The organism is Aureimonas psammosilenae (assembly GCF_009176975.1).
In the GTDB taxonomy this organism is placed as follows: Bacteria; Pseudomonadota; Alphaproteobacteria; order Rhizobiales; family Rhizobiaceae; genus Plantimonas; species Plantimonas psammosilenae.
Window position 1 is genome coordinate 444,640 of the sequence record NZ_WEZG01000002.1, and the last position, 12,996, is coordinate 457,635.

Annotated in this window: 13 protein-coding genes; 4 read left to right on the forward strand and 9 right to left on the reverse strand. The window is 65.3% G+C overall.

Annotation, left to right across the window (positions count from 1 at the left end; translation table 11 throughout):
* Nucleotides 1-3: 3 nt before the first annotated feature.
* The gene (locus F9929_RS06040; RefSeq protein ID WP_152045636.1) at nt 4-351 is read left to right on the forward strand and encodes a cupin domain-containing protein; all 348 of its coding nucleotides are present in this window, start codon (nt 4-6) and stop codon (nt 349-351) included.
* On the opposite strand, the gene F9929_RS06045 is transcribed toward F9929_RS06040, so the two are convergent.
* Together F9929_RS06045 and F9929_RS06050 are read right to left on the reverse strand one after the other, a co-directional pair.
* Nucleotides 333-1,628: a cytochrome P450 gene (locus tag F9929_RS06045; RefSeq protein ID WP_328595980.1), complete on the reverse strand. Its 1,296-nt coding sequence runs from the start codon at nt 1,626-1,628 to the stop codon at nt 333-335. The two genes, F9929_RS06040 and F9929_RS06045, sit on opposite strands and share 19 nt — an antisense overlap.
* An 87-nt stretch (nt 1,629-1,715) precedes the next feature.
* On the reverse strand, nt 1,716-2,687 hold the full coding sequence (locus F9929_RS06050) for an SOUL family heme-binding protein (protein WP_235919051.1): 972 nt from the start codon (nt 2,685-2,687) through the stop codon (nt 1,716-1,718).
* Between the two features lie 13 nt (nt 2,688-2,700).
* Between F9929_RS06050 and F9929_RS23925 the strand changes: the two genes are divergently transcribed.
* Together F9929_RS23925 and F9929_RS06055 are read left to right on the forward strand one after the other, a co-directional pair.
* Nucleotides 2,701-2,994 (forward strand): hypothetical protein, encoded by a 294-nt coding sequence (locus F9929_RS23925; RefSeq protein WP_193227634.1) that lies wholly within the window; start codon nt 2,701-2,703, stop codon nt 2,992-2,994.
* A gap of 181 nt (nt 2,995-3,175) precedes the next feature.
* Entirely contained in the window at nt 3,176-4,783 is a 1,608-nt protein-coding gene (locus F9929_RS06055; protein ID WP_152045637.1) for a putative bifunctional diguanylate cyclase/phosphodiesterase, read from the forward strand.
* Nucleotides 4,784-4,793: 10 nt separating this feature from the next.
* Here F9929_RS06055 and F9929_RS06060 read toward each other — a convergent pair whose 3' ends face one another.
* The 7 genes from F9929_RS06060 to F9929_RS06090 are packed head-to-tail and all read right to left on the reverse strand — an operon-like array spanning nt 4,794 to nt 11,462.
* Nucleotides 4,794-5,423 (reverse strand): glutathione S-transferase family protein, encoded by a 630-nt coding sequence (locus F9929_RS06060; RefSeq protein WP_152045638.1) that lies wholly within the window; start codon nt 5,421-5,423, stop codon nt 4,794-4,796.
* Nucleotides 5,424-5,459: 36 nt separating this feature from the next.
* A complete protein-coding gene (locus F9929_RS06065) occupies nt 5,460-6,335 on the reverse strand; it encodes an SMP-30/gluconolactonase/LRE family protein (protein ID WP_152045639.1) in 876 nt (291 codons plus the stop codon).
* Nucleotides 6,332-6,988, reverse strand: coding sequence for a 2-dehydro-3-deoxy-6-phosphogalactonate aldolase (locus F9929_RS06070; protein ID WP_235919052.1), 657 nt, complete (start codon nt 6,986-6,988; stop codon nt 6,332-6,334). The genes F9929_RS06065 and F9929_RS06070 overlap by 4 nt, the downstream gene beginning before the upstream one ends.
* 19 nt (nt 6,989-7,007) lie before the next feature.
* Nucleotides 7,008-7,919, reverse strand: coding sequence for a 2-dehydro-3-deoxygalactonokinase (locus tag F9929_RS06075; RefSeq protein WP_152045641.1), 912 nt, complete (start codon nt 7,917-7,919; stop codon nt 7,008-7,010).
* A 13-nt stretch (nt 7,920-7,932) separates the two neighbouring features.
* Nucleotides 7,933-9,738, reverse strand: a complete 1,806-nt coding sequence (locus F9929_RS06080; protein ID WP_152045642.1) for an IlvD/Edd family dehydratase — start codon at nt 9,736-9,738, stop codon at nt 7,933-7,935.
* Nucleotides 9,739-9,765: 27 nt separating this feature from the next.
* A complete protein-coding gene (locus F9929_RS06085; RefSeq protein WP_152045643.1) occupies nt 9,766-10,689 on the reverse strand; it encodes a Gfo/Idh/MocA family protein in 924 nt (307 codons plus the stop codon).
* On the reverse strand, nt 10,686-11,462 hold the full coding sequence (locus F9929_RS06090; RefSeq protein WP_235919053.1) for a FadR/GntR family transcriptional regulator: 777 nt from the start codon (nt 11,460-11,462) through the stop codon (nt 10,686-10,688). Before F9929_RS06090 ends, F9929_RS06085 begins: the two co-directional genes overlap by 4 nt.
* 379 nt (nt 11,463-11,841) lie before the next feature.
* Here F9929_RS06090 and chvE point away from each other — a divergent pair, with 379 nt between their 5' ends.
* Entirely contained in the window at nt 11,842-12,906 is a 1,065-nt protein-coding gene (gene chvE / locus F9929_RS06095; RefSeq protein WP_152045644.1) for a multiple monosaccharide ABC transporter substrate-binding protein, read from the forward strand.
* Nucleotides 12,907-12,996: the final 90 nt, after the last annotated feature.

Consider the following 12,996-nt stretch of genomic DNA (forward strand, 5'->3'; position numbering starts at 1 on the left):
CCGATGACCGAAATCCTGCTCGTCCTCGACCCATCATCCATCGAGCCCGAAGAAGGCGCACCGTCGCCCGACCGGATCGTTGGAGGCACCCCGACGAACCGCACCTGGAACTTCGAGGACGACGGCACCGGCCTTTATTCGGGCATCTGGGAATCCTCGCCCGGTGAATGGCGCGTCGACTACACGGAATGGGAGTTCTGCCACATCGCTTCCGGCGTCTCGGTCCTGACGGAGGACGGCAAAGAGCCCGTCCAACTGAAGGCCGGCGACAGCTTCGTGATCCGCCCGGGCTTTCGTGGCACGTGGCGCGTCGTGGAAACGACCCGCAAGCTTTACGTCATCAAGACCTGACGCGTCGGCTCGAAGGTGAGGTCGAGCCGTTCCAGCCCCCGGAAATGCCAGCTATCGCGGTAGCGCGGCGTGGCCGCGAGTTTCAGACCGGGCAGGCGGCGGAACAGGATGGACAGGGCGATGCGAAGCTCCAGCCGCGCCAGCGGAGCGCCGACGCAGAAATGGATGCCGGCGCCGAAAGAGGTCGGGGCCTGGCGTGAGATTGTTGGGTCGAAGACGTCCGGCGCGGCGAAGATGGCCGCGTCGCGATTGGCCGCCCCGAGAAGCAAGGCGACTTCTTCGCCGCGATGGAACGAGGAACCGTCACCGAGTGTCAGGTCCTGAAGCGCGACACGGCGGAAGAGGTGAAGCGGCGTGTCGAAGCGCAAGACTTCCTCGACGCAGCGCGCCGCGCCGGTGTCGTCCGTGAACAGCGCTTGCGGGTCGGCGATGCCGGATTGGAGGATCGCCTTCATCCCGTTGCCGATCTGGTGGACGGTCGCCTCGTGGCCGGCATTCATCAGAAGCACGACGGTCGACACCATCTCGTCTTCCGACAAGCTGCCGCGCTCCGTTTCTGCGGCGATCAGCGCCGAGATGAGGTCGTCACCGGGCCGGCGGCGCTTGGCGGCGATGATCTCGCGGACGAAGGCGGAAAACTCGGCTGCAGCCTCGTCGGCCGCGCGCTCGACCGCCTCGCTTCGCCCGAATTGATACATGGCGACCATGCGGTGCGACCAGTCGAGGAGGCTCGACGCGTGAACCGGATCGACGCCGATCAACTCGGCGACGACGATTACGGGGAGGGGCGTCGCGAAATCCTCGACCAGTTCCGCGTGGCCCTCGGCGGCGAAGCGGTCGATCAGATCGTTCGCAAGGCGGGCGATGCGCGGCTCCAGCCTTTCGACCTGCCGGGACACGAAAGCCTTCAGAACGAGGGCGCGGATGCGCGAATGGGTCGGCGGTTCGAGATCCAGCAGCGAATGCCGCTCGATCGCGTAGAAGTTCCGCGTGTGATCCGGCTTGTTCGCATAGGAAACGCGCCCGTCCTCGCCTTCGGGCAGAACACGCCCGAAGCGACGATCGCGCAAAAGCGCCGATACCACCGCGTGTCGCGCGCTCGCCCGGCAGCCGACTTCCTCCCAGTGGAACAAATCGCCAAGTTCGCGAAGGCGGCGATAGGCGGGATAGGGATTCTGGAAGAAGCTCGGATCGCGCGGGTCGAGGGAAACCTCGCTCCGCTCGATGCACAGACTGTCCGGCAAAGGTTCTGAGTGGTGCGTTTCCATGGCGCCCATCTAGCCGGTTCGCCGCGAAAGCACGATCATCGGAAACGAAAACGCCCGCCGGGATGGGCGGGCGCCTTCATCGTCACTGCCTCGGACTCAGCGGTCGATCTCGATGAAGATCTCGTTGCGCTTCAGAAAGCCGGGCGTCCAGGGCGGATTGTAGAAGGCGTATTCGGGATCGCCCTTCTGCTTCAGGTTCTCGTCCGCGAGGTAGTTGTAAAGCGTCATCAGCTTCTTGGAGGCGAGGCTGGCCGTGAAGTTTCCGTTGAATCGGATCGACACGATGCGCTTGGCCGGCACGTCGCGGAGTTTGACCTCGTTCGTGCCCGGAGGCGGCAGGGTCGCGACGGAGAACTTCTTGGGCATCACGAAGCGGATCGCCCAGCCCTTGGTCTGGCCGTCGGCTTCGGCGAGCTGCTGCAGCACCGGGGCCGTCATCGGGATCTTCTTCCCGCCCCGGTTATGGGCGGAGGTATAATCGGCAAGGGCGTTGAATCCAGCCTTGCGGGCCTTCTCGTGATAACCGGTCTTCACCGTTTCGGCGACCACCATCGCGTCGTAGTCGCGCACCTCGATCTCGCCGTCGCGGCGCACGACGTCGTAGTCCGGCTCCTCGGTATGGTCGGCGATCTTCTTGGTGATGTAGATGGCCCCGCCCACCGCGACGAGCGCCCCGCCGGCGATCAGAAGCGTGGTCAGCGTGTCGTTGTCGCGCAGGCGATCGACGCCGCGCTGCGTGCGCATCCCGCGCTGAAAGCTCGAAAGGCGCGGCAGTCGGGGATCGGGCAGGCTTTGGCGCGCATCGCGCGCGGTGCGGCGGATGTCCGGCAGATAATCCGCGAGATCGGGGAGGGACGAGCGCAGGCTCGACAGGGAACCGGCGGCGTGATGATAGGCCGAGCGGGCATCGTCGGCGGACGGCATCGACCATCCCCGTGCGAAATCCGGCAGATAACGGCGCACACCCGTTTGATGGCCCGGAAGAATATCGACGATCGCACGGCGAGCGCGCTCGGTGGCCGAGGGTGTCGGGCTCAGGCGCTCCGCCACGCCATGCTCGAGTTCCACGAGCCTGTCTCCGATGTCCGACAGTTTTTCGGATAACCGCTCATACGCTGTAGACTTGTCGCGGAACATGGAGAACTCCGAGAGAAGCGGCTTCGTGCCGCAGTTGAACAGCCTGGCGTTCGATGTCGCCCGGCGCGAGGCTAACGCTGCATCCATACCTTGGTTGCGAGTCGTGCTTGGCAAGCACCAAGCCCCGATGGCCGGCACCCGAAATCTGTGGATCACGATGCCGGCAATATCGGCCCGCCATACGCAACCATTTCGTTTTGAATGGATTCTTCACGCATCGGGTTTCTTATGGACCTGATACTCCAGTCGATTGCGGGCGGCCTCGAGCCGCCCTTTTTTTCGCCTGTTCGGTATGTATCCGCAGGTTCATCGTCATGTTCCGGTGATATTCACGGTTGTTTCAGCGTTTTTCCGCATGCTTTCCGGAATGGCCGGATCGGGTCATCGACAGCGTTTCATGAGCGGGAAAAATCAGTCGAATGTCGCGGCAATTCTGGAAGCAGAGCTTCGGGGATCGCAAATACGAGATCGGCTATTCCGCGGCCGGCATTTTCCTGGGCGCTTCGATCAGCTTCACCGGTCTTGCTGTCGATGCCCAGGTGCGCGGCATGATGGGCCTCGGGTCGAGTTGGTCCGAAACCTTCATGTCTACATCCATGCACAGCGCCGCCCTGCTGATGCCGGTCATTCTCGGCTATGGCCTGAGTTTCGTCGGGCGGTGGCGGCAGCGGGTAGACCAGACGCTGCGGATGACGCGGGACCTCGAAACAATCGCCCGCGAGCGGTCGATCCGCGATGCGGTTTCCGGCCTGTTCAACCGCACCTATCTCATGCAGCGCCTGGAAGAAGGCTTGGCGACCCGGCAATGGATGCAGGCCGGGGCGGTGCTTTATCTGGCCGATCTCGACGACTTCAAACTCATCAACGACACTTACGGTCACGATGTCGGCGACGCGGTCCTGATCGAGATCGCGCGGCGTATCGGTTCGGTTTGTACGGGCGCCGACTTCGCCGTGCGGCTCGGTGGCGACGAGTTCGTGATCGTGCATTTCCCGGCGGCAGCGGACGTGAATGACAGCGCCGATTTCGCGACGAGGGTCATGGCCTCCGTCGGCCGTGACATCCTCCTGGCCAATGCTCACATCGTTCCGGGCATCTCGATCGGCTTCGCGCGGGTGGGCCATGACGGGATGACGTGTTCGGACGTCCTGAAGGCGGCCGATCTCGCGCTTTACCAGGCAAAGTCTCAGGTCGGGGATGCCTTCCAGGCCTTCGAACCGGGAATGCGGCTGGAAAGCGAGCGTCGTCTGCGCTTGGAGTCCGAGATGCGGCTCGGCATCGAGCGGGACGAGTTCTTCCTGGAGTACCAGCCGATTCTGGGCACCGCGAGCGGCGCAATTCGTAGCTTCGAGGTGCTTTTGCGCTGGCGCCATCCGGAGCGCGGCATCGTTTCGCCCGGCGAGTTCATTCCCGCCGCGGAGAATTCGGGCCTCATCATTCCGCTCGGGCAGAAGGTGCTGACCGAAGCTTGCCGCAGGGCCGCGACTTGGCCGAAGCCCATCGGCGTCTGCGTGAACCTTTCATCCGTCCAGTTCAAGGACCCCGACCTTCTCGGCCATATCGAGGCGGCGCTCGGCGAAAGCGGGCTGGCACCCGGCCGTCTCGATATCGAGATCACCGAGTCCTTCCTTCTGGACGCGAACGGCAAGGTGCGCGCCACGATCGACCGCCTGAAGGCGCTCGGCATCCGCCTGACCATGGACGACTTCGGCACGGGCTATTCGAGCCTCAGCGCGCTGAAGAATTTTCCGTTCGATCGTTTGAAGGTCGATCGGTCGTTCATCGCCAACATGTCGAACGACGAGCGGGACGCCGAGATCGTCGAGACCATCGTGCGCTTGTCGCGCTCGCTCCGCATGCAAACCGTGATGGAAGGTGTCGAAACGGCGGAGCAACTGGCTTTCGCCCGGCGGATCGGCGTGACCGAGGTTCAGGGCTTCCTGTTCTCGCGGCCCGTGCCCCTGGCGGCGGTGGAAGGCATGCTGGCGGTGCCTCCACCGGCCGAAGCGCTCTCAGGCGTCGCCTGAAAGCCGCCCGTCAGTTCGGTTGCGCCGCCGCGATGAGTTCATCGTCTAGCTGCGTGGCGCGCGAGGATGCCGGCCGATCCTTCAGCCGGTCGCGATAGGCTTCGAAGGCGGGCCGCCGTTCGATCATGCCGAATTCCATCCCCCACGCCAATTGCGAACCGAGATAGACGTCGGTGGCGGTGAAGGCCGATCCGGCGGCGTAGTGGGTTTGCGAAAGGTGGCTTTCGAGAGCCGCGAGGGTGGTGGCGTAGTCGCCGTAGCCGACCATCTTCTTCTGTTGTTCGGTCGGCTCGATCTGCAGGGCGCGGTTGGTGATCACCGCTTCCAGCGGTCCGGCGGCAAAGAGCATCCAGCGGTAATAGGCGCCCCGTTCGGGACTGCCGACCGTGGGCGCGAGCTTGGCATCGGGGAAGACGTCGGCGAGGTACAAGCAGATCGCCGCCGTTTCCGTCACGACCACCTCGCCGTGGACGAGGCTCGGCACCTTGCCCATCCGGTTGATGCGAAGGTAGTCGCCTTTCATCGCATCGCCGAAGTCGAGGACCTCCGCGCGATAAGGCGCGCCGACTTCTTCCAGCATCCAGCGCGCCGTTCGGCCGCGCGACATGGGGTTGGTGTAGAGAACGAGTTCTGCGGGCATTCGAGCCTCCCAGTTCGACTTCGTCGTGTCGCCCGATCACAATAGGACGGGCGGGTCCTCGCGGCCATCGACACGATGATCGAGCAGAAACGTGATTCCCGCTTGCGGGTCCAGGGCTCGGGCATCGCCATCCATGCCTTCGAAGGCGGTGGTGACGAGCAGCTTGTCGAACCGGGGCCCTACGAAGGCCGGGCAACTCGCCTGCCGGGCGGGCACCGCGATCTCGCCCTGCTTGGTGCCGTCGGGCCTGAGGATATCGATGCGCGAGCCGCCCCAGCGCGCCACGAGGATCGAGCCTTGCGCATCCACCACCGCGCCGTCGAGACCGGCGTCTTCGTCCCGCGCATCGTAGAGCATATTCGGCTCGCCGGCCGGCAGGCCCGTTGCGGGGTCGAGGGATACGCGCATCAACCGCGCATCGCGCGTGTCGCAGAAATATCCGGTGCGTCCGTCCGGCGAAAAGCAGATGGCGTTCGGGATGCTGATCCCGGAGTAGAGACGCCGCACATCGCCTTCGCGGAACCAGTAGATCGCGCCCGCCGCATGCTCGGCCTTGCGTCCCATCGTGCCGATCCAGAGCGCGCCGGAAGAATGGGTGCGGCCATCGTTGGAGCGGGTCGTCGGATCGTCGGCCTCGATCGGCGCGAGGAGATCCAGCCGGCCGCTTTCCCGGTCGCGGACGAAAAGGCCCGTGTCGCCGGCCAGAAGCTGGCGGCGGTCGTCGATCCGCGAAATCTGGCTCGCCATGAAGGGCAGGGGATGGCGGCGCGTTTCACCGCTGGCGAAGCGATGCTCGAACAGGGTCTTGCCGAGAATGTCGAACCACCACGCCGTGTCTTCAGCGTGGTCGTAGGTCGGCCCTTCGCCGAGATGGCACGGCTCGCTATGGAGGACCGTGGCGCTCCCGCTCATCGGGCAGCGCTGCCGAAGACGCGGTCGTAGGCTTCCACGGTCGAGCGGGCGCGGGACGCGACTTCCGCCGCGCTCATGCCGGGCTTGAAGAGGCTGGAGCCGAGGCCGAAGGTGCGAACGCCGACCTTGGAGAAGGCCTCGAAATCGGCGTCCGACACGCCGCCGACGACGCCCACCGTCGCATCGGCCGGCAGAACGGCACGGATCGCGGAAACGCCCGATGGCCCGAGCGTCGAGGCGGGGAAGAACTTCAACGCCGAAGCGCCGGCCGCCAGGGCCTGGAAAGCCTCGGTCGGCGTGAAGCAGCCGGGCATCGTCACCATTCCGTGCTCGCCGGCGCGGCGCAACACGGCGGCATCGATATTCGGGCTGACGAGAAGCCGGCCGCCGGCGGCGTTCAGCGCATCCACCGCTTGGGTGGAGAGAACCGTTCCGGCCCCGATTAGAACACCGGCCGGCGCGAGCTTCACCGCCGTCTCGATGGAGCGGAAGGGTTCCGGCGAGTTCAACGGGATTTCGATCGCCTCGAAGCCGGCATCGATCAGTCCGCCGACGACCGCCTCGGCTTCTTGCGGCTTCAACCCGCGCAGGATCGCGACGAGGGCGCGTTTGAGATTCGGCCAGGGAACCGAGGGGGTGAAGGAAGGGGTCACCTTGGATCTCTTTCGAATATCAGGAGAAGCAACGGCGCGCGGCCGCGAGAAGCCCGGACCGGACCGCGATGTCGGCGTCCTCGATCCGTGTCTCGTATCCGGCATGGACGAGCGCCGCCTCGTAAAGGTCGCAAAGCGGGCCGGACGCGCAAAGGACGACCGAACGCGCATCGGGCAGAAGCCGTCGCGCCCCGGCGATCTCGGCGCCGATCAGAAGGCCGGACAGCCGGGCGGCAGCGTCTTCCGGCGTGGCCGTTCCCAGAAGCGGCCCGGCGCGAAGAGCGAAAAGGCGGTTGAGCCACGCTTCCGGCGCGTCGAGGCAGTCCGAAACGCCTTTGCGGAACGCCTCCGGCCGCGCCAGGGCTTCGTGGTTCTCCCCGACCGTGTGCCTGAGGATCGACTGGCCGGCCATGAGGGCGAAGGTTTCGCCCGTCATGAAGGTGGAAAAGGCCTCGATGCGGTTGTCGGAAACGGACGCCCATTTCGAATGGGTGCCGGGCAGGCAGACGAGGCCGTCCGCGCCGAGCCCCATGATCTGCGTTTCCTCGCCGCGCATGACGTCCGGGCGCGCGGAATCGCGCTGCGCGACGCCCGGCAGGATGCGCACGTCGCGCGCGACGCTTTCGACGCGGACCGCGTTCAGGGCGATCGCATCGAGCGCGGCCGGCGCCTCGACATAGGGCGCCTCCACCCAGCCCTGCCGCGCGCCCGCCATGCCGCAAACGATGACCGGCAGGTCGGGCGGCGCCGACAGCGAGGCGAGGTGGCTGTCGAGAACGGCGGGAAACCCTCCCGCCGCCACGGCCGACTGCATTCCCTCGCGCGAGCGCTTTTCGCCGAGCACACCCCCGTCCTCGGCCAGAAGCCAAAGACGGAAGCTCGATGTGCCCCAATCCACCGCCGCGCAGAAGGGCGTCGCGTTGTCGCTCATTCGGCCCGCCCGCTCAGTGGTTGTCGCGCGGCAGACCCTTGGTCTGCGCGATGCGCTGATAGGCGACGGCGGGCTCCAGAACCGCGCCGGTGGCGAGCTGTCCGACGACCGAGCGCTGGATTTCCTGCCACGGCGTCTGATGGTCCGGGTACTTGTAGCCGCCGGCCGCCTTCAGGGCTTCGCGCCGCGCGTTCAACTCCTCGTCGGAGATCAGGATGTCGGCCGAGCCCTTGTTCAGGTCGATCCGCACTCGGTCGCCCGTCTTGAGAAGGGCGAGACCGCCGCCGGCCGCCGCTTCCGGCGACGCGTTGAGGATCGACGGCGAGCCGGACGTTCCGGACTGGCGACCATCGCCAATGCAGGCGAGCGTTTTGACTCCGCGCTTGATGAGGTAGTCCGGCGCGCGCATGTTCACGACTTCCGCCGCGCCCGGATAACCGATCGGGCCGGCGCCGCGCATGAAGAGAACCGTGTCCTCGTCGATCTCCAGCGAAGGATCGTCGATGCGGTGATGGTAGTCTTCCGGCCCGTCGAAGACGACGGCGCGGCCCTCGAAGGCGTCCGGATCGTTCTCGTCCGCCAGATAGCGCTCGCGGAACTCGTCGGAGATCACCGACAGCTTCATGATCGCCGAATCGAAGAGGTTGCCGCGCAGGACGCGGAAGCCGGCATGCTTCTTCAAGGGATCTTCGAAGGTGCGGATGACGTTGCCGTCCTCGATCTTCGCGTCCCGGCAGTTTTCGCCGATCGTCTTGCCGTTCACCGTCAGCGCGTCTTCCACGATGAGGCCCTGGCCCATCAACTGGTTGACCACCGCCGGCACGCCGCCCGCGTGGTAATAGTCCTCGCCGAGATATTCGCCGGCGGGCTGCAGATTGACCAGAAGCGGGATCTCCTCGCCGAAGGTCTGCCAGTCGTCCACCGTCAGTTCCACGCCGACATGCCGCGCGAGGGCGTTGAGATGGATCGGCGCGTTGGTGGAGCCGCCGATGGCCGAGTTCACGCGGATGGCGTTGATGAAGGCGTCGCGCGTCATGATGTCGGAGGGCTTCAGGTCCTCGTGCACCATTTCCACGATGCGCTTGCCGGTGAGGTAGGACACTTCCTGGCGGTCGCGGTAGGGCGCGGGGATCGCCGCCGAGCCGGGCAACTGCATGCCGAGCGCTTCGGCGAGCGAGTTCATGGTCGTCGCCGTGCCCATCGTGTTGCAATAACCGGTGGAGGGTGCGGAAGACGACACGAGTTTGATGAAGCCCTTGTTGTCGATCTCGCCGGCCGCGAGCAGTTCACGCGCCTTCCAGACGATGGTGCCCGAACCCGTGCGCTGCCCGCGGAACCAACCGTTCAACATCGGGCCGACGGACAGAGCGATGGCGGGAATGTTGACGGTCGCCGCCGCCATCAGGCAGGCGGGTGTGGTCTTGTCGCAGCCGATGGTGAGGACGACGCCATCCAGCGGATAGCCGTAGAGCACTTCCACCAGCGCCAAATAGGCGAGGTTGCGGTCGAGGCCGGCGGTCGGCCGCTTGCCGGTTTCCTGAATCGGGTGGACCGGGAATTCCAGCGGAATGCCGCCCATCTCGCGAATGCCGTCGCGGATGCGCGAGGCGAGTTCCAAGTGGTGCCGGTTGCAGGGCGACAGGTCCGAACCGGTCTGCGCGATGCCGATGATCGGCATGCCGGACTGCAGCTCATCCAGGCTCAGGCCGAAATTCAGGTAGCGCTCGAGATAAAGCGCGGTCATGTCGATATTGTCGGGATTGTCGAACCAGGCCCGCGAACGCAGCTTGGTGGGGGCGGAATCGTTTTTCTTCAGCATGGCGGTCAGGCTTCTTCGGGTCTGGTGTCAGTTGAAGGCTTCGACGCTCTCGTGCCGGCCGAGCATGAAGGCGTCGGCCACGAGGGTCAGCGGTGTCAGATCGATGTCGGACCGTCCTTCGCGGACGAGCTCGGCGAATCTGCGGTAGATGTTCGGGTATTCGTTGTCGTGGCCACCGACGACGGTCTGCCCGTCGATCGTCAGCGCGCCGCCGCCATCGGAAAGGACGAGGCGTCCCTTATCCGCCTCGACCACGATGTCCCAACGGTCGCGATCGGTGGGACGCCAATCCATCTCGGCTTCGATCGGCGTGCCGGCGCGATCGGTGAGGCCGAGCCGGGCCGCGATCGGCGTCGCGCGGTTGGCCGGCACGGAAAGTTCGGAGCGGGTGAGAAACACCGGCTGCGGCAGAATGGCGGTGAGGATCGACAGGGCGTTGATGCCCGGATCGAACACGCCGAGGCCGCCCGGCTCCCAGATCCAGTCCTGGCCGGGATGCCAGCGTCGCACATCCTCGTGCCAATGGATGCGAGCGGAGCGGATGGCGGCGTCCGCCAGCCAGTCGCGGGCAGGGGCGACACCGTCGCCGAAGCGCGAATGCCAGGTGGTGAAGAGGCTGAGCCCCTTCTTTTCCGCAAGCGTAATGACCGGCGCGAGTTCGGAGATCGTCGCGGCCGGCGGCTTTTCCAGAACGAGGTGCTTGCCGGCCTCCAGCGTTTCGATCGCGTAGGAAAGCCGGGCGGTCGGCGGCGTGCAGAGCGAAACGGCGTCGATCTCCGGGACAGCGCGCAGCATCTCGCCGAAGTCGGAGAAGCTTCGCACGCCGTCGAGACCGGCATGGCGGCTGCAAGCGGCGACGAGTTCGACGCCATCGACCTTTGCGATGGCAGGGACGTGTTGATCGCGCGCGATCTTGCCGATGCCGACGAGCGCGATGCGGATATTGCTCATGTAAGACCGTCTACGGTTACCGGTATCGAAGCCGCCGGCCCTTCGGGCAGAACGGCATGCTCGGGCGCCGGGCGCCGACCGGGCGGAGCCGTGTCGGAACCATCGGCATAGAGCGATGCGAGGACGTCCCCGCACGCACTTTCGATCAACTGCCTCATGAAGAGCGCCGCCGCATCGCCGTCGCCGCGCGAGATCGCCTCGAAGACGCGGGCGTGCTGGATCACGGTGTCGGTCTGCGGGTTCTGCCGCCAACTGAGGGAGAAGGAAATGGTCAGGCTGCGCTCGATCACGGTGCCGAGGGAGCGCAGGATCGGGTTCCCGGTGGCCTCCAGGATGATGCGATGAAAGGCGAGATCGGCGGCCACCAGTTCGGGCGAGCCGCGCGGATTGATTTCCATGCCGTGGAGGGCCGCTTCCAGTTCGGCCAGCCGCTCCGGCGTGATGCGCTCGGCCGCGAGGCGCGCGGCTTCCGGCTCGTTGATGAGCCGCATCTCGTAGAGCGACTCGACGAACGGCCGTTGCGTTTCGCGCATCAGATGCCAGCGCAGAACGTCCGCATCCAGCATGTTCCATTCGGTGCTGGCGCGCACGCGGGTGCCGACCTTCGGGCCGACCGCCACGAGGCCCTTGGCCGCCAGATGGCGGATCGCTTCGCGGACAACCGTGCGCGACACGCCGAAGCGCGTCTGGATCTCGCCTTCGGTGGGCAGCACCGTGCCGGCGGGCCACTCGCCATGCGTGATCCGGCAACCGATGTCGATGGCGAGCGCCATCGTCCGGTTCGCACTGCCCTTTTCCTGATTCCCCCGCAACCCCGCCGTCCCACGAGCTGGATCGACAGCCTTCGACAGGCTGCCGTAATCTTGTCTAATGATCCTATCATTGCCGCCACCAGGCGGCTTGGCAACCATAATCGTCAAGAGTGCGACTGATTGATATGATGATATCCCCGAACCGGCCTTGACAGTTCCAGGAAACGAAATCAAGAGTTCAGCCGCATCCGTCGCATGATGCTCGTCGGGAGGACGTTCCGCGATCCGAAGAGGTCAGAGCGGGATGGATGCACTGGGGTCTTGAGACCATAGAATTCAAGTAAGCCGCGAAGCGCATCGGGCGCGTCGCGGCGCCGGCGTGATGCCAAAGGGGAGAGTTATGAAATCCATCAAGATGCTGCTGGCCGGCGCCGCGCTCGGCCTGACCTTGGCCACGCCCGCCGCCTTCGCGCAGGACAAGACCACCGTCGGCGTCGCCATGCCCACCAAGTCCTCAACCCGCTGGATCGCGGACGGCGACAACATGGTGAAGCAGCTCCAGGATCGCGGCTACGGCACCGACCTGCAATATGCCGAAGACGACATCCCGACCCAGCTCTCGCAGATCGAGAACATGGTCACCAAGGGCGCCAAGGTTCTGGTGGTCGCTTCCATCGACGGCACGACGCTGTCGGACATCCTGAAGCAGGCCCACGACGCCGGCGCCAAGGTCATCGCCTATGACCGCCTGATCCGCGAAACGCCGAATGTCGACTACTACGCGACCTTCGACAACTTCCAGGTCGGCGTTCTCCAGGCGACCTCGATCGCCGATGGCCTCGGCCTGAAGGACGGCAAGGGCCCGTTCAACATCGAGCTCTTCGGCGGTTCGCCGGACGACAACAACGCCTTCTTCTTCTACAACGGCGCGATGAGCGTCCTGCAGCCCTACATCGACTCGGGCAAGCTGGTCGTGGGCTCCGGCCAGACCGGCATGGACAAGGTCGGCACCCTGCGTTGGGACCCGTCCGTCGCCCAGGCCCGCATGGACAACATTCTGTCGGCATTCTACTCCGACAAGAAGGTGGACGCGGTTCTGTCGCCTTATGACGGTCTGTCCATCGGCATCATCTCGTCGCTGAAGGGCGTCGGCTACGGCTCGGGCGAGATGAAGATGCCGATCATCTCCGGCCAGGACGCCGAGGTTCCTTCCGTGAAGGCGATCATCGCCGGCGAGCAGGCCTCGACCATCTTCAAGGACACGCGCGAACTCGCCAAGGTCACCGTCGACATGGTCGACGCCATGGCCGCCGGCAAGGAAGTCACGGTCAACGACACCAAGACCTACGAGAACGGCGTGAAGGTCGTTCCGTCCTACCTCCTGAAGCCGGTCCTCGTGACCAAGGACAACTACAAGCAGGTGCTGGTCGACAGCGGCTACTACACGGCCGACCAGCTCAAGTAAGAAGACCGCAGATGAAGGTCCGGGCGCCATTCGGCGTCCGGGCCTTTTCGGCATGTGGGAATTGCCTTCCGTGAAGGAGGGCGCATGACG